This is a genomic window from Capilliphycus salinus ALCB114379, from assembly GCF_047276495.1.
GTDB classification, from domain to species: Bacteria; Cyanobacteriota; Cyanobacteriia; order Cyanobacteriales; family Microcoleaceae; genus Capilliphycus; species Capilliphycus salinus.
Window position 1 is genome coordinate 920304 of record NZ_CP178543.1, and the last position, 15195, is coordinate 935498.

The following is a 15195-nucleotide window of genomic DNA, read 5'->3' on the forward strand; positions in this document are numbered from 1 at the left end:
TTGCTGTTAACATTTTTTTGACTCCGAATCATTCCCGGGTCTCCCAGTCCTGGCTTTTCGTCTGCTTTCGTCGGCTCAAATGTAACAGAGTATAAATGACTTTGATACTTAGGATTACAGATCGTTAAGCATTTGACGAGAAAGCCAGTTTTGCATGATACTGTCTAGGGGTGTTACCGATTGCAGTTGACCGTTCACGAGGAGAACCCTTTGAATCCACAGATGACACAATATCCATCCTGTTCACTGCGTCACGATGTCAGCGAGTACGTGGCTGACCTCCAACTTCACATGACGTTGCAGGCTCGTAACTTAGTTCCCGCATTGACTCAAGAGGGTCAAGATAGCCGCGAGCAAATGTTACAACAAACTCAGGCTTATTTTGAGAAAATGGCTTCTCGACAAGCCAGTTCGATGTCTGTATAAATTAATCCTTAAAAACTGTTTCAAAACCCAAAAGCCGACTGGAAACCTACAGGCTTCTCAAACTTTAGAGGGCTGATTTTTCAAGAGATAGGTTTCTGGTCTGTTTTTACATTTTTGGAATTGTATGATGTTCGATTGATGAATTGGTGTTATCAGGTGGGGCGGGTTTAAACAGTTTACGGTGAACAGTGAACAGGTATCGTTCAGGTTGCGAGTCAATCTATGTTTTCCTAGAAATAATAGACATAAACCCGCCCTCAACAGTGACCAGTAACCCGCGATAACTGTAAAAACTGATAACTGATAACTGTAAAAACTGGTAACTGATAACTGTATAACTGTAAACTGTAAAAACCCGCCCCTACAGCATGATTATTGATGAGTCGGAAATGAAATGATTTCTTGTGATTATTTTTGGAATTATAGGGTCGGAATTTCTAGGGTTTGATAGTTTTGAACGGACTCGGAATTAAGCTGATTTCGGATTGCAATTAAATCGCAGTAGTCAAATTCGTCTGTTCCAAAAGTTTGGAAAGCAATAGTTTTTAACGTATCTCCCGGTTTAACAGTATAAGAAACCCAACGATAGGATTTTCCATTTAACGTAAATTCGGGGGAAGATTGCAGCCATTTTTGATATTTTTCATCCCGTCCTTTCGTTAACCGAGATTCGCTTTGATTCAGTGCAAATTGCCAAACCTGATAACCCGCAGGAGTCAAATGTAAGCCGTCGGTTGTCAATTCTGAACGCAAATTTCCCGAGTTATCGCTAAAACGAGGATTCAAATCTAAATAGGTTACATTTGATTGTTGAGCCAAGAATTTCAAGTCTTGATTGAGTTGCAAAATTTGAGCGTTGGGAATGGTAAACGATAAAATTGGACTGGGTAGCGATGTCGGAAATAAAGATTGAATGACAATCCGAGAATTGGGATGTTTTTGTTGTAATTCTTGCAAAATGCGTTGATAGTTTGTTAGGATAACGTTGGGGGGAGTTTTCAGTTTTAAATCGTTAACGCCGGCCAAGATATAAATAACATCCGGTTCAACCCCATCCAACGCAAACAACCGTTTTAAAATTCCTCCCGTTGTATCTCCAGAAATTCCTTGATTTAGCCAAAATCTCCCTTCCTGAAGCAAAGCGGTGGGGAACCACATACTCAAAGAATCCCCCAACAAAACCGCCAACCGGGTAGAATAATCTTGAGAAGCCATAACTTCTTTGACCAGTTGGGCTTCATCTTGAAAAACCCGTATCCAGTCTTTAGAAAGGGGAGTAAAACCATTAGAAGGTAAACGGGTGTATAATTGTTTGTTGTAGACGGCGATAACCCGCTGTTGATACATTTCCAAACCCGTTTTTGGGACAGACATAAGAATAAAACATAAAAAAATTTAAGCCAATCTTAGCATTGCACTGGCTTAAATCCTCCCAAAACTTAAAATTTTTAAAAACCTTAAACTGTTCTTGTCCAATTGTAGACTGTTCAGGAGTGAAAAACACCTAAACGGGGTTGTATCGTTCTATTGTAGAGAAATTAGGCTTACCGCAGCGCCGTCTTACCCCAGTTTTTGACCTCAATATGCCTTTTAGGTGGGTACCTTTGTTGAGCTTGAAGTTTCCGGATACTAAGTCCGGTCTACTGCCACTCAAAGTTTCTCTGGTTCCCGGATACTGAGATTTACAGATCAAAAAAACATATAGGCAGTCACCAACGCCGCAGCGGAACCTGTTTCCTATTATAACGATTCTTTTTAAACTGTGGAGAGGTAAATTTACTCATTCACGGATTGGGTGTTGGGAGTTGGGTGTTGGGAGTTGGGTGTCGGGAGTTGGGTGTTGGGTGTCGGGAGTTGGGTGTTGGGAGTTGGGAGTTGGGGAGATGGGGAGGTGGGGAGGTAAGAAGTCAGAAGTCAGAAGTCAGAAGTCAGAAGTTCAGGAGTCGGGAAAAACTGTTAACTGACAACTGAAACAACTGGTGACTGGTGACTGGTGAGGCAGTGCTGACTTGGCGGTTTCCGTCGAGAAGCAACGGACGTTCCCGAAGGGTGACTGGTGACTGTAAATACCCGCCCCTACAACACAGGTGACGGGTGAGGCGGTAATTAGAAAGAAATAGCTGAGGTGTAATTTTTAACTAGCGAGAAACCGAACGCACAAACGTTGCTGTATTGGTAACATCGCTCGGAATATAAATCGTTTTGTAGTCATCAATCACAATTTTAACATCTTTTTCAACCGTTCCCAACGCCTCTAAAACCGCTGGAGAATTATTAAAACAAAACCACATAAACCGTTCATCTCCCTTTAACCGAGGGAGTTGGTTTTCTGTGCGTTTATCAACGTAGAAACAAGGACTCCCCTGTTGACTGTCACCGATTAAAGTATTCGGCTTGTAAGTTCCACTAACCGTTACTTCGCCGTCAAACGTTACCTCCCCAACCCAACGATTTTCACCAAAAGGACGAAGATCAACCTTAACCACATCCAACCCCATAAACCGTTTTTTTTGTTGGATTTCTACCGGATCAAAAATATTAGAATCGGTTTGGTTTTGAGAGTTCGCCCGATGAATGGCAAAACCGCCAAGACTCACAGCCAAACCCACAGAAATAAGCGTAAAAAACGATAATTTTCTAAACATATTAACCCAGACTAAAAAATCATCTGAACATCTCCATCCTCTACAACAGTAAGTAGAAATTTCCGTAAAAGTTGAAAAATTCAAGATAAAGTCTCTCGGTTTTCAAGCTTTGTGGCAAAATGTTAAGAGCAATTCAAAACGTTAACATTGTCTGCGATTATCGCCCATGACCTCAACTATCCCCAACCTCCCAAGCAAATACGACCCGTTCACCACCGAAGCCAAATGGCAAAGTTACTGGGAAGAGAAACAAACCTTCAAAGCTGACCCCAACCATCCCGGTGAACCCTATTGTATTATGATTCCGCCTCCCAACGTTACGGGAAGCCTTCACATGGGTCACGCTTTCAATAATTCCTTGATTGATACCCTGATTCGTTATCATCGCATGAAGGGCTACAATACCCTCTATCTTCCCGGAACCGATCATGCTAGTATTGCGGTTCATAGCGTTATCGAACGACAGCTAAAAGAAGAAGGAAAAACCCGTTTTGACTTGGGACGAGATAAATTTTTAGAACGGGCTTGGGAATGGAAAGAACAATCTAGCGGTACAATTACCGGACAACTGCGACGTTTGGGAATTTCAGCCGACTGGACGCGAGAACGTTTTACCCTCGATGAAGGCTTGGCGAATGCGGTGATTGAAGCCTTTGTTCGGTTGTACGAAGACGGGCTAATTTATCGCGGTCAATATATGGTAAATTGGTGTCCGGCTAGCGAGTCGGCGGTGTCGGATGTTGAGGTCGAAAATAAAGAAGTTAACGGCAATTTGTGGCATTTTCGCTATCCCTTAACCGAAGGGAACGGTTATGTTGAAGTCGCAACAACTCGCCCCGAAACCATGTTGGGAGATACCGCAGTTGCAGTCAATCCCAACGATGAACGCTACAAAAAGTTAATCGGAAAAACGGTAACTTTACCAATTATGAACCGGGAAATTCCGATTGTCGCCGATGAATTTGTTGACCCCGAATTTGGGACGGGTTGCGTAAAAGTTACACCCGCCCACGACCCGAACGATTTTCAAATGGGTCAGCGTCATCAACTGCCGATGATTAATATTTTAAATAAAAATGGTTCGCTGAATGAAAACGCCGGAATGTTTGAGGGACAAGATCGATTTGTCGCCCGAAAAAATGTGGTCAAACAGTTGGAAAAAGAGGGATTTTTAGTTAAAATAGAAGATTATAAACACAGCGTTCCCTACAGCGATCGCGGAAAAGTTCCCATCGAACCGCTATTATCAACTCAGTGGTTTGTTAAAATTCGCCCCCTCGCGGATAAGGCGTTAAATTGTCTCGATAACGAAGATAATCCCGGTTTTGTTCCCGAACGTTGGATGAAGGTTTATCGGGATTGGTTGGTAAAATTAGAAGATTGGTGTATTTCCCGTCAATTGTGGTGGGGACATCAAATTCCGGCTTGGTATGCGGTTAGCGAAACCGACGGAGAAATTACCGATAACACGCCGTTTGTTGTTGCCAAAACCGAAGCAGAAGCCGTTAAAAAAGCCACCGAAAAATTTGGCAAAGACGTTAAACTGCAACAGGAACCCGATGTATTGGATACTTGGTTTTCTTCCGGTTTGTGGCCGTTTTCAACGTTGGGATGGCCGCAAGAAACGGCAGATTTAGCAACTTATTTCCCCACAAATACGTTATCAACGGGTTTTGATATTATCTTCTTTTGGGTCGCCCGAATGACGATGATGGCGGGATATTTTATGAATAAAATGCCGTTTAAAACCGTTTATATTCACGGGTTAATCCTCGATGAAAACGGCAAGAAAATGTCAAAAACTGCCGGAAATGGGATTGATCCGCTATTGCTGATTAATAAATATGGAACGGATGCGGTTCGTTATACACTGATTAAAGAAGTTATCGGGGCGGGTCAGGATATTCGCCTAGAATATGACCGCGAAAAAGATGAATCGGCTTCCGTTGAAGCGTCGCGGAACTTTACCAATAAAATTTGGAATGCTTCCCGGTTTGTAATGATGAATTTGGAGGGAAAAACGCCCCAAGCGTTAGGAAAACCGGATAGCGAAAAGTTAGAATTGTGCGATAAATGGATATTGTCTCGTTTCCATAAAACCGTTAAACAAACCTCTGATTATCTGGAAAGTTACGGGTTGGGAGAAGCAGCCAGAGAACAATATGAGTTCATCTGGGGTGATTTTTGTGACTGGTATATTGAACTGGTTAAACCCCGTTTGCAGGGCGAAAATGCAGAATCAAAACTGGTCGCCCAACAAACTTTAGCCTACGTTTTGGAGGGAATTCTGAAGCTGTTGCATCCGTTTATGCCTCATATCACTGAGGAAATTTGGCATACTTTAACTCAAACGGGGGAAGAAGATTGTTTGGCGGTTCAGTCCTATCCGCAGTTAGAAACGGGTTTAATTAATGATGAACTTGAAACCGAATTTGAGTTGATTTTTGGAACTATTCGGACGTTAAGAAATCTGCGGGCGGATGCGGATATTAAACCCAAAGTAAAAGTTACCGCTATTCTGCAAAGTGAAAGTGCCAAAGAACGGGATATTTTGACTAAAGGTGAGGATTATCTCAAGGATTTGGTGAAGATTGAAACGTTGAAAATTACCGAGAATTTACCCGAAGATTTGGGTCAAACCATAGCGGGTGTTATCGGTACAATTCAAGCGTTAATTCCGTTGGCGGGTGTGGTTGATATTGCCAGTTTACAGCAACGAACCGAGAAGAAATTGGCGAAAGTGGAAAAAGAAATTGAGTCGATTTCTAAGCGGTTAAGCAATAAGAATTTCGTTGATAAAGCTGACCCGGAAGTTGTTCAAGCGGCGAGAGATTCGTTGGCTGAAGCGGAAAAACAAGGGTCAATTTTACGCGAACGTTTACAACAACTTCAGTCCAATTCCTAATTCATCCCGTAGGATGGGTCAAACAAAGCAGTTAATTGTCTAATTCAATAACTGATGAAAATTGACCCATCATCCTCTAGATTGTAATAGAATTATTGTAGGGGCGGGTTCGGCAAGATGTATAATACAAATCAGAAATTGAACTAAACCCGCCCCCACCCCAATATTAGAATTAAAGCCAAAAAAGGGTGTAACGGCGGGTTCGGCAAGATGTATAATACAAATCAGAAATTGAACTAAACCCGCCCCCACCCCAATATTAGAATTAAAGCAAAAAAAGGGCGTAGGGGCGGGTTCTGCAAGATTTATAATACAAATTACAGATTGAACTAAACCCGCCCCTCAATATTAGAATGAAACGACGCATCAGAGGGCGCAAAAAAGGGCGCAAAAAAGGGCGCAAGCCTTGCGCCCCTACACGCCCTTACATAGACTCTGAGAAACCCGGTTTTTATTCCTTTTATTTATTTATTGTAGGGGCGGGTTCGACAAGATCTATAATACAAATCAGAGATTGAACTAAACCCGCCCCCACCCCAATATTAGAATTAAAGCCAAGCCTACATTGATGATTTTTTCGATAAAAAGGTAAGGTTTAAAATTATGTCTTCCGAGGGTAGATAATATTTTAACAATAGTGTAAAAAACGAATAACAGCCAGTAAATTGAATTATTATGAGTTTTAAAAATAAAGTTGCTATTGTTACGGGTGGCGGTCGGGGAATTGGGAAAGCGATCGCCCAACGTCTTCTCAAAGTTGGGGTAAACGTTGTTATTGCAGAAATTGATTCGGAAGCGGGAAACTCCACAGAAACGGAATTGAGTGAGTTGGGAGAAATTAAGTTTATTCAAACCGATATTTCTAACGAAGAATCCGTTAAAACTGCCATCCATCAAACGATAGAATTATTTGGGCGTTTGGATATTTTAGTGAATAATGCGGCAATTTCCGACCCGGAAAACGAACCGATTGAACAGTTAAGTTTAGACAGTTGGCATCAAGTGTTAACGGTTAATCTAACGGGTGCTTTTCTCTGCACAAAATATGCGGTTTCCCATTTACGAAAACATCAAGGTACAATTATCAATATTGCTTCAACTCGGGGTTTAATGTCAGAACCGAATACCGAAATTTATTCAACGGCTAAAGGCGGTTTAGTGGCTTTAACTCACGCTTTAGCGAATAGTTTGGGGCCGAATATTCGAGTTAATTGTGTGAGTCCCGGTTGGATTATCACCTCAGAAGAACAACAATCTCAACTCAGACCCGAAGATCACCAACAGCATCCGGTTGGACGGGTCGGACAGCCGAAAGATATTGCAGCAATGGTGGTGTATTTAGCTTCAGAAGAAGCAACTTTTATCACCGGTATAAACGTTGTCGTTGATGGAGGAATGACCCACAAAATGATTTATGTCTAAAATCAATTTAAGCTACTCCAAAAACTGCTAACTGCTTAGGGGCGGGTTTATAACAGTTTTGCAGGGGAAGATATAGATTTGGACCGAACCCGCCCCTACATCACTGGTGACTGATAACTGTTCCCTCTTCACTGGTGACTGGTGACGGGTGTTGCAGTGCGGTCTTGGTGGTTTCCATCAAGGAGCAACTGCTGAACCCGGAGGGTGACTGGTGACTGTAAAAGACCTCTCCCACAAGCGCCACTTCTGTGGCAACCTAATCAGTAGGAGAAAAAATATTTTGAAATCTCTGCTACAGCAAACGACAACTCAACTATGCAAACTCTACCCCGTCCCACTGAAGATTCAACCCCTTCTCAACCTGCTGTTGATACGATGATTCATCGTCGCAAAACCCGTCCCGTGACAGTCGGAAATGTCACCATTGGCGGCGGTCATCCGGTCGTCGTGCAATCGATGATTAACGAAGATACAATGGATATAGACGGTTCTGTAGCGGCAATTCGTCGTTTACATGAAATCGGCTGCGAAATTGTCCGGGTAACGGTGCCGAGTGTGGGTCACGCCAAAGCGGTCGGAGATATTAAACAAAAACTCGCCCAAACTTATCAACCTGTTCCGTTGGTGGCGGATGTTCATCATAATGGGATGAAAATCGCCCTAGAAGTTGCCAAACACGTTGATAAAGTTCGCATCAATCCGGGGTTATATGTGTTTGAAAAACCCAAATCTGATCGCAGCGAATACACTCAAGCCGAATTTGATGAAATTGGGGATAAAATTCGAGAAACCTTAGAACCGTTGGTGGTTTCCTTGCGGGATCAAGGGAAAGCGATGCGGATTGGAGTCAATCACGGTTCTTTAGCCGAACGAATGCTATTTACATACGGCGATACTCCCGAAGGAATGGTCGAATCGGCGTTAGAATTTATCCGGATTTGTGAATCTTTGGATTTTCAAAATTTGGTGATTTCTTTAAAAGCATCTCGGGTTCCGGTGATGTTAGCAGCCTATCGATTAATGGCGAAACGGATGGATGAATTGGGAATGGATTATCCCTTGCATTTGGGCGTCACCGAAGCGGGAGATGGCGAATACGGTCGCATAAAATCTACCGCAGGTATTGGTACGTTATTAGCCGAAGGAATTGGCGACACGATTCGCGTTTCTTTAACCGAAGCGCCGGAAAAAGAAATCCCCGTTTGTTATAGTATTTTGCAAGCGTTGGGACTGCGAAAAACGATGGTGGAATACGTCGCCTGTCCATCTTGCGGTCGAACATTGTTTAACCTCGAAGATGTGTTACACAAGGTTCGAGAAGCAACCAAACATTTAACCGGTTTGGATATTGCGGTGATGGGTTGTATTGTTAATGGTCCCGGCGAAATGGCAGATGCGGACTACGGTTATGTTGGGAAACAACCGGGTTATATCTCGTTATATCGCGGACGAGAAGAAGTCAAAAAAGTACCAGAAGACAAAGGAGTTGAAGAATTAATTAATTTAATCAAAGCCGATGGACGTTGGATCGATCCCTAGTTAAATTAATTAAAGAGACAGGACAAAGTGATAACCGATCCAATTCTATTCCAGTTATCCGTTATACAGATTGCCCTTAGCCAAGCGGTAAACTGTAGCATATAACTAGAGGGGTCTAGAGATTGGTGTTACTGTTGGCTTGTCTCTTTCTTTGCTATCTGTGATATCCCCTTGCGGTTGTAGATATGTGTACTGACAGTACATGAGATAGCATTGCCTGTGCTAAATTGGGCATAATAAAATTGCAGTCCTTTCCTCCGGTTCAAAAGACAAATGGTTGTATCAAAAAGTGGGCTTGTTGTCAGTGCAACGGCAGTCATGCTAACAGCAGTTGCGGTTGCCGGTGCGGGAATACATCTTTCCAGTCAAGCGTCGTTTCGAGAAAGTCCTAAAGAACTGATTGACGAAGTTTGGCAAATTATAGAAAAAAATTATGTTGATGGAACATTTAATCAAGTTGATTGGACAGCCGTTCGGACTGAGTATCTGAACCGGAATTATACCAGCGATGAACAGGCTTATGAAGCCATCCGGGAGATGCTGGAGAAGCTTGATGATCCCTATACCCGGTTCATGGACCCAGAAGAATTCAAGAATATGCAGATTGATACTTCTGGAGAACTTACCGGCGTCGGGATTCAACTGACTCAGGATGAGGAGTCGAAAAAGCTGATTGTGATCTCTCCCATTGAAGATTCACCGGCTTTTGAAGCGGGAGTTCAGGCGCAGGATATTATTCTGAAAATTGATGACCAAAGTACCAAAGACATGGACATCAACGAGGCGGTGAAACTGATTCGCGGTCCGGTGGGAACTCAGGTGAAGCTGACCATTCAACGGGGAAATGAAGAAATTGTTGTCCCCATTAACCGGGCGAAAATCGAAATTCATCCCGTGCGTTATTCGACTCAAAATGGTTCGATGGGAACGGTGGGTTATATTCGCTTAAATACGTTTAGCGCCAATGCTGCCGATGAAATGCGAGAAGCTATCGTCGAGTTGGAAAAGCAAAATGTGACCGGTTATATTTTAGATTTGCGTTCTAATCCTGGCGGTTTGCTTTATGCGAGTATTGAAATTGCTCGGATGTGGATGGATCAAGGCGATATTGTTTCGACCGTAGACCGTCGGGGTGAACTGGACCGTCAAAAGGCGAATAATCGCGCTTTGACCGATAAACCGTTGGTTGTGTTGATTGATGGCGGTTCGGCGAGTGCCAGTGAAATTCTCTCGGGGGCTTTACAGGACAACGAACGGGCGCTTTTAGTCGGAACCAAGAGTTTTGGTAAAGGCTTGGTGCAGTCGGTTCGGGGTGTGGGTAATGGTTCGGGACTGGCGGTGACGATTGCCAAGTATTTTACCCCAGACGGTCGAGATATTAACCACGAAGGCATTCAACCCGATGTTCAAGTTGAACTGAGCGAAGAACAACGCGAAGAACTCCGCAAAGAACGGGCGAAGATCGGGACAGCCGATGATCCCCAATTTGCCAAGGCCCTCGAAGTTCTCAATCAAGAAATTGCCGCCGCTCAAAAAACTCAAGCTAAAACGAAGTAGGTCTTTATTGACTCAAATACTCACCGATTAAGTCTTGATGGGCTGCAATTAGTTCTCGCTGTTCTGGCCAAAATAAGCTTTGATATTCATCAAAGGCAAGCCAAAACAGTTTGTAAACCTTGTGAGGATCGGTTGGGTTTCCGTCTATTTGTTCGGTGGTAAATAGGAAGTAGTGGGTTTTTTTCCACATGGTTTTAGAATAGCTCAGTCGCTCCTTACTTCCTAATTCTGCTACTTTCTGTAAGTCCGTTAGACCTGCTTCTTCCTCAATTTCCCGACGGGCGGCTTGTTCTGCGGTTTCTCCGGGTTCGATGCGACCTTTGGGTAAAACATATCCGGGTCGGTTGGGACTTTCTTGGACAACGGCAATGTAAATTTGCCCGTCTTGCTGGCGGATAACCACTCCTCCGGCTGAAATCGAGGTTTTTAGCCCCGGAAGGGGTTGATACCAGCTTTCATCGATGACGATTAGATCCACTTACACCTCATTCGATGCTATTGGGGTTGACATTTTCCGGCCCGAATTAAACCGACCCGACGGGCAAGAGCTTCATCGGGGGACTCAAAAGGCCCCCACTGTTCGACAATTTGGCCGTCTTCGGAATTGGGAACAGACTCACCCGAAACGATTTCACAATTTCCCGCCGGACGCTTGACAATATAAAACTTTTGTGCATCAGCCATAACGAGAACCTCGGTATTCAGTTTAGGGTAAAGGTTGTCCGTTAAATGGAACCGCCGGCCGATTAAATTCGGTGTAGATCGGTTGGGTCAAAATCGAGCTATTGTAGGGATTGGGCAGATCGATCACCCGAATCACCGGATCGCTAGAATATTGTTTGAGGAAAGCATCCCGGTACAGTAAAATTAAACCTCGGGTATCTCGCGCTAAGGCTTGTTCGGGAAAGGCTCCGATCGACCCGTTCGGCCAGGGAAAACCCACCCCAAAGATAAATTGAACCTGTCCTAACAAAGATTGCGCCCTAAAAATATCTGCCGAACTGTTGGAAGCCGCCCTGTTAAATTCATCAGCAACCGGGTTAAACGTCGTTCTGGGGGGAACTTCTACTTCAACTTGAGCGATCGCCTGAGTCGCCCACACGGTTGAAAGTGCCGATACCGCCATCACACCACTGAGGAACTTTGAAGTTAGACCCATTATGCTTATCCTCGATAATCTTGTTCAAATTTTAACTCGATTTTCGATTAGGATATAGATCGGCTAATCATTTTTCAAGACTCTCCCGGTGAGTCTTGCCCGAAAAAATTATAGATGATCTGCGAGTCTTCGATATTTTAATTTTCTTATGGATCGATCTCAACTGCAATTTTTATCCGACGATCTGACCGCGGCTTCTCTTGATACGGTGCGCGATCGCCTGCTGGATCTGTTTTGTCAGCTTGCCTATCAAGAGGGAGATTTTGTTCTCTCATCGGGACAGAAAAGTTCTTATTATATTAACGGAAAACAGGTGACTTTGCATCCTTTTGGGGCTTTGGCGATCGGTCGGCTTCTCTGTGGGATGTTACCGTCTGATACCTCTGCGGTTGCCGGTTTAACCTTGGGCGCCGATCCGATTGTATCGGCCGTGAGTGTGGTTTCTGCTTATGAAAACAAACCCGTTTATGCTTTGATTATCCGCAAAGAAGCCAAAGGACATGGCACAATGGCTTATATTGAAGGGCCGCAATTGGAAAAAGGGGCGAAGGTGGTGGTCTTGGAAGATGTGGTCACAACCGGACAGTCGGCTTTAAAAGCGGTGACGCGACTGCAAGAGGCGGGTTATCACGTTGAGGAGATTATATCATTAGTTGATCGCCAACAGGGGGGTGCCGAACTTTACGCGGAAAAGGGGTTAAAATTTCAAGCATTGTTTACCATTGAAGATTTGAAAACTCGCACGTCTCAACTGAAACAAACGTAGGATCGGGTAAAAATTTATTTCTATTTTCATCGAAATAATTGTTAGCAACCCGTTCCTAAAAACCCGAAAATTTGGTAGGGGCGGGTTCTACAATATCTTTAACGACTACTCCGAGATTGAGATCAACCCGCCCCGAAAACCCGGAAAAAAATGTGTGTGGGTTAGAAATAATTTAGATCAACCCGCCCCGAAAACCCGGAAAAAAATGTGTGTGGGTGAGAAAGAATTATTAAAAAACCGCCCGAAAATGTTGAGGGGATGGGGCGGGTTTACAAGGGTTATGGGTGAGAAATAAACATCTTTTCGGAACCCGCCCCTACAAGACTATTATCGAATATCTTGATAAAACTTTTGCAAATAATTTGCGGATACACCCATTCCCCAAAGTAACCCAATATAGAGATAAATTAAAGTTGCTTTGAACGAACCCCAACGGGCAACACGGCGATCGCTACTTTGAACAATCCGGTTAACTAAACGAATTCGTCCAATATAAACCAGTTTACGACATAAATCGGCATCTTCCATAATCGGTAAACTCTCATCAAACCCCTCACAGTCCCAAAACGCCTGACTGCGACAAAATATAACCTGATCACCAAATAATAACCGCAGTCCGCGAAAAAATAAATGGGGACGAAACAATAATGGCGCATAATAAGTTTTCAGGTAGTTGTGTAGGGAAATACCCCAGCGAGTCGTTTGAGGACCCGCCATCAGCGAAATAAAGCCTCCCGCAACAATATTTTTATCGGACAAGGTTTGTGCGATAATAGTCACGAGGTCATCGGGAACTAAAGTATCTGCGTGTAGAAAACAGAGAACTTCTCCGGTTGCTATTTTCGCACCTAAGTTCATTTGAGTTGAACGTCCGCGAGTCGCCGAAGAAATAACCTGAACTCCCGCAGACTCGGCGATAGAAACGGTTTCATCTTCGCTGTGACCATCTACGACAATAATTTCCCAAGCGGGTGGACTCAGTAAATGTAAAGCGTTGAGGGTACGGTTGAGTTGACTCGCTTCATTCAACGTCGGAATAATAATGGAAACACGCAACATTACATTTAGGTTAATCGGTTAATTATGGAGTGTGTTAGGGTAGCTTAACGCACTTTTAATGGTAGGGTGGGTGACATCTATAATTTTATTGTTAATGGTAGGGTGGGTGACATTTAGAACTTGACTGTTAAGTATAGAAAATTTGGGGCTGTCACCCACCCTACTGGGAATAGAAACTTGTGGCTTTCATCTACCACATTTATCTCTAGAAACAAATATCCTCAATTTTCGTCCTGTCTTGCGAGTAAACATTCCCACGCCATGAAACGCCTGAACACTTGGAAACGCTTTGGAATTTTCGCTTTAGTTGGTTTATTGCTGAGTTTTGTTGTCAGTTGTGCAACGGTTAGTTCTGATAATAATCAAAATGATAACCGTCAGGAAATCGAATTCTGGACGATGCAACTTCAACCGCAGTTTACCGATTATTTTAATCAATTAATTGCCAATTTTGAAGCGGAACATCCCGATTTAAAAGTTCGCTGGGTCGATGTACCTTGGTCGGCGATGGAAAGTAAAATATTGGCATCAGTTTCGGCAAAAAATGCGCCGGATGTCGTGAATTTAAACCCCGATTTTGCGGCTTTACTTGCCGGAAGAAATGCTTGGTTAAATTTGGATGAACAAGTTGATGAAAATGTGCGATCGCAGTATTTAGAAAATATCTGGAAAGCCAACAGTGTTGAAAGCTGCGAGGGTGAAAAATGCGGTTTAAAAACCTTTGGGATTCCCTGGTATTTAACGACGCAAATCACGATTTACAATGAAGATTTGTTCAAAAAAGCGGGATTAAAAACCTCGCCAAAAACCTATACAGAATTAGCAGAAGTCGCCCAAACGGTTAAAGAAAAAACGGGAAAATATGCTTTTTTTGTTTCGTTTGTTCCCGAAGATTCTTCTCAAGTTTTGCAGTCTTTGGTTCAAATGGGGGTGCAGTTAGTTGATGACAAAGGTCAAGCCGCATTCAACAGTCCCGAAGGAATAGCAGCCTTTCAATATTGGGTTGATTTATATCAGCAAGATTTGCTTCCTCAAGAAGTTTTAACTCAAGGACACCGACGGGCTGTAGAATTATATCAAGCGGGAGAAATCGCTATTTTAACATCGGGGCCACAGTTTTTTAAAGCCATTGCAGAAAACGCCCCAACTATTGCTAAAGTTTCAACTCCCGCCCCGCAAATTACCGGAGAAACGGGTAAAAAAAGCGTTGCGGTGATGAATTTGGTGATTCCTCGGGAAACAGAAAATCCTGAAAATGCGCTCAAATTTGCCTTGTTTGTTACTAATTCTAGCAATCAATTAGCTTTTGCAAAAAATGCCAATGTATTACCTTCGACGGTTGAAGCTTTAAAAGATAGTTATTTTCGACCGGTTCAAGGGCGAAATACCCAGGAAGATGAAGCCAGAATTATTAGTGCAAAACAGATGGATGAAACGGATATTTTGCTTCCCCCGTTGAAAGATATCAAAAAATTGCAGAAGATTATTTATGATAATTTACAGGCGGCAATGTTGAATCAAAAAACGGTTGAACAGGCAATTTTAGACGCAGAAACGGCTTGGAACCAGCGTTCCTAAATTGACAATTCGATTAATTTTTACACCTCAAAAACCCGGTTTCTTCTGCGAAATCGGGTTTTTTGTATCACTTAAGTGAACCAAACAGCCGGATTCAAGGTATAATCTCACTTAGAATTGGAGATTGCGGTACAATAGA

Annotated in this window: 13 protein-coding genes and 1 other RNA gene; 7 read left to right on the forward strand and 7 right to left on the reverse strand. The window is 43.2% G+C overall.

From position 1 onward, the window contains the following. The first annotated feature begins 222 nt into the window (after window positions 1–222). Window positions 223–426, forward strand: coding sequence for a hypothetical protein (locus ACL6C3_RS03820; RefSeq protein WP_413165497.1), 204 nt, complete (start codon window positions 223–225; stop codon window positions 424–426). Between the two features lie 420 nt (window positions 427–846). Here the strand turns inward: ACL6C3_RS03820 and ACL6C3_RS03825 are convergent, their stop codons facing one another. From ACL6C3_RS03825 to ACL6C3_RS03835, 3 genes are all read right to left on the reverse strand, one after another. Further along, window positions 847–1800 (reverse strand): GDSL-type esterase/lipase family protein, encoded by a 954-nt coding sequence (locus tag ACL6C3_RS03825; protein WP_413165498.1) that lies wholly within the window; start codon window positions 1798–1800, stop codon window positions 847–849. A 166-nt stretch (window positions 1801–1966) separates the two neighbouring features. Then, a non-coding RNA gene (ssrS, locus tag ACL6C3_RS03830) (6S RNA) lies at window positions 1967–2156 on the reverse strand. 408 nt (window positions 2157–2564) lie between these two features. Beyond that, complete coding sequence (locus ACL6C3_RS03835) at window positions 2565–3071, reverse strand: hypothetical protein (RefSeq protein ID WP_413165499.1); 507 nt, start codon at window positions 3069–3071, stop codon at window positions 2565–2567. Between the two features lie 166 nt (window positions 3072–3237). On the opposite strand from ACL6C3_RS03835, the gene ACL6C3_RS03840 reads away from it, so the two are divergent. The 4 genes from ACL6C3_RS03840 to ctpC all read left to right on the forward strand — a co-directional run bounded on the left by ACL6C3_RS03840 (window position 3238) and on the right by ctpC (window position 10494). Then, entirely contained in the window at window positions 3238–5976 is a 2739-nt protein-coding gene (locus tag ACL6C3_RS03840; protein WP_413165500.1) for a valine--tRNA ligase, read from the forward strand. A gap of 675 nt (window positions 5977–6651) precedes the next feature. Then, window positions 6652–7398: a glucose 1-dehydrogenase gene (locus ACL6C3_RS03845; protein WP_413165502.1), complete on the forward strand. Its 747-nt coding sequence runs from the start codon at window positions 6652–6654 to the stop codon at window positions 7396–7398. A 315-nt stretch (window positions 7399–7713) separates the two neighbouring features. Next, window positions 7714–8937 (forward strand): (E)-4-hydroxy-3-methylbut-2-enyl-diphosphate synthase, encoded by a 1224-nt coding sequence (gene ispG, locus ACL6C3_RS03850; RefSeq protein WP_413165503.1) that lies wholly within the window; start codon window positions 7714–7716, stop codon window positions 8935–8937. Between the two features lie 273 nt (window positions 8938–9210). Beyond that, window positions 9211–10494, forward strand: coding sequence for a carboxyl-terminal processing protease CtpC (gene ctpC, locus ACL6C3_RS03855; RefSeq protein WP_413165505.1), 1284 nt, complete (start codon window positions 9211–9213; stop codon window positions 10492–10494). Window positions 10495–10498: 4 nt separating this feature from the next. On the opposite strand, the gene ACL6C3_RS03860 is transcribed toward ctpC, so the two are convergent. From ACL6C3_RS03860 to ACL6C3_RS03870, 3 genes are read right to left on the reverse strand one after another with little or no spacing between them, the layout of a single operon-like run. Further along, complete coding sequence (locus tag ACL6C3_RS03860) at window positions 10499–10972, reverse strand: NUDIX hydrolase (protein ID WP_413165507.1); 474 nt, start codon at window positions 10970–10972, stop codon at window positions 10499–10501. Window positions 10973–10989: 17 nt separating this feature from the next. Next, a complete protein-coding gene (locus ACL6C3_RS03865) occupies window positions 10990–11178 on the reverse strand; it encodes a DDE transposase family protein (RefSeq protein WP_413165508.1) in 189 nt (62 codons plus the stop codon). Window positions 11179–11200: 22 nt separating this feature from the next. Next, on the reverse strand, window positions 11201–11653 hold the full coding sequence (locus ACL6C3_RS03870; protein ID WP_413165510.1) for a hypothetical protein: 453 nt from the start codon (window positions 11651–11653) through the stop codon (window positions 11201–11203). A 148-nt stretch (window positions 11654–11801) separates the two neighbouring features. Here ACL6C3_RS03870 and pyrE point away from each other — a divergent pair, with 148 nt between their 5' ends. Further along, window positions 11802–12419 (forward strand): orotate phosphoribosyltransferase, encoded by a 618-nt coding sequence (pyrE, locus tag ACL6C3_RS03875; protein ID WP_413165511.1) that lies wholly within the window; start codon window positions 11802–11804, stop codon window positions 12417–12419. Window positions 12420–12746: 327 nt separating this feature from the next. On the opposite strand, the gene ACL6C3_RS03880 is transcribed toward pyrE, so the two are convergent. Continuing rightward, on the reverse strand, window positions 12747–13478 hold the full coding sequence (locus ACL6C3_RS03880) for a TIGR04283 family arsenosugar biosynthesis glycosyltransferase (protein WP_413165513.1): 732 nt from the start codon (window positions 13476–13478) through the stop codon (window positions 12747–12749). A 261-nt stretch (window positions 13479–13739) separates the two neighbouring features. Here ACL6C3_RS03880 and ACL6C3_RS03885 point away from each other — a divergent pair, with 261 nt between their 5' ends. Further along, entirely contained in the window at window positions 13740–15056 is a 1317-nt protein-coding gene (locus tag ACL6C3_RS03885) for an ABC transporter substrate-binding protein (protein WP_413165514.1), read from the forward strand. Window positions 15057–15195: the final 139 nt, after the last annotated feature.

Bases quoted from the DNA above. Each gene is read 5' to 3' on its own strand.
- ACL6C3_RS03870 (WP_413165510.1), bottom strand. From the start codon at position 11,653: ATGGGTCTAACTTCAAAGTTCCTCAGTGGTGTGATGGCGGTATCGGCA.
- ACL6C3_RS03835 (WP_413165499.1), bottom strand. From the start codon at position 3,071: ATGTTTAGAAAATTATCGTTTTTTACGCTTATTTCTGTGGGTTTGGCT.
- ACL6C3_RS03880 (WP_413165513.1), bottom strand. From the start codon at position 13,478: ATGTTGCGTGTTTCCATTATTATTCCGACGTTGAATGAAGCGAGTCAA.
- ACL6C3_RS03865 (WP_413165508.1), bottom strand. From the start codon at position 11,178: ATGGCTGATGCACAAAAGTTTTATATTGTCAAGCGTCCGGCGGGAAAT.
- ACL6C3_RS03885 (WP_413165514.1), top strand. From the start codon at position 13,740: ATGAAACGCCTGAACACTTGGAAACGCTTTGGAATTTTCGCTTTAGTT.
- ACL6C3_RS03840 (WP_413165500.1), top strand. From the start codon at position 3,238: ATGACCTCAACTATCCCCAACCTCCCAAGCAAATACGACCCGTTCACC.
- pyrE (WP_413165511.1), top strand. From the start codon at position 11,802: ATGGATCGATCTCAACTGCAATTTTTATCCGACGATCTGACCGCGGCT.
- ctpC (WP_413165505.1), top strand. From the start codon at position 9,211: ATGGTTGTATCAAAAAGTGGGCTTGTTGTCAGTGCAACGGCAGTCATG.
- ACL6C3_RS03820 (WP_413165497.1), top strand. From the start codon at position 223: ATGACACAATATCCATCCTGTTCACTGCGTCACGATGTCAGCGAGTAC.
- ACL6C3_RS03825 (WP_413165498.1), bottom strand. From the start codon at position 1,800: ATGTCTGTCCCAAAAACGGGTTTGGAAATGTATCAACAGCGGGTTATC.
- ACL6C3_RS03845 (WP_413165502.1), top strand. From the start codon at position 6,652: ATGAGTTTTAAAAATAAAGTTGCTATTGTTACGGGTGGCGGTCGGGGA.
- ispG (WP_413165503.1), top strand. From the start codon at position 7,714: ATGCAAACTCTACCCCGTCCCACTGAAGATTCAACCCCTTCTCAACCT.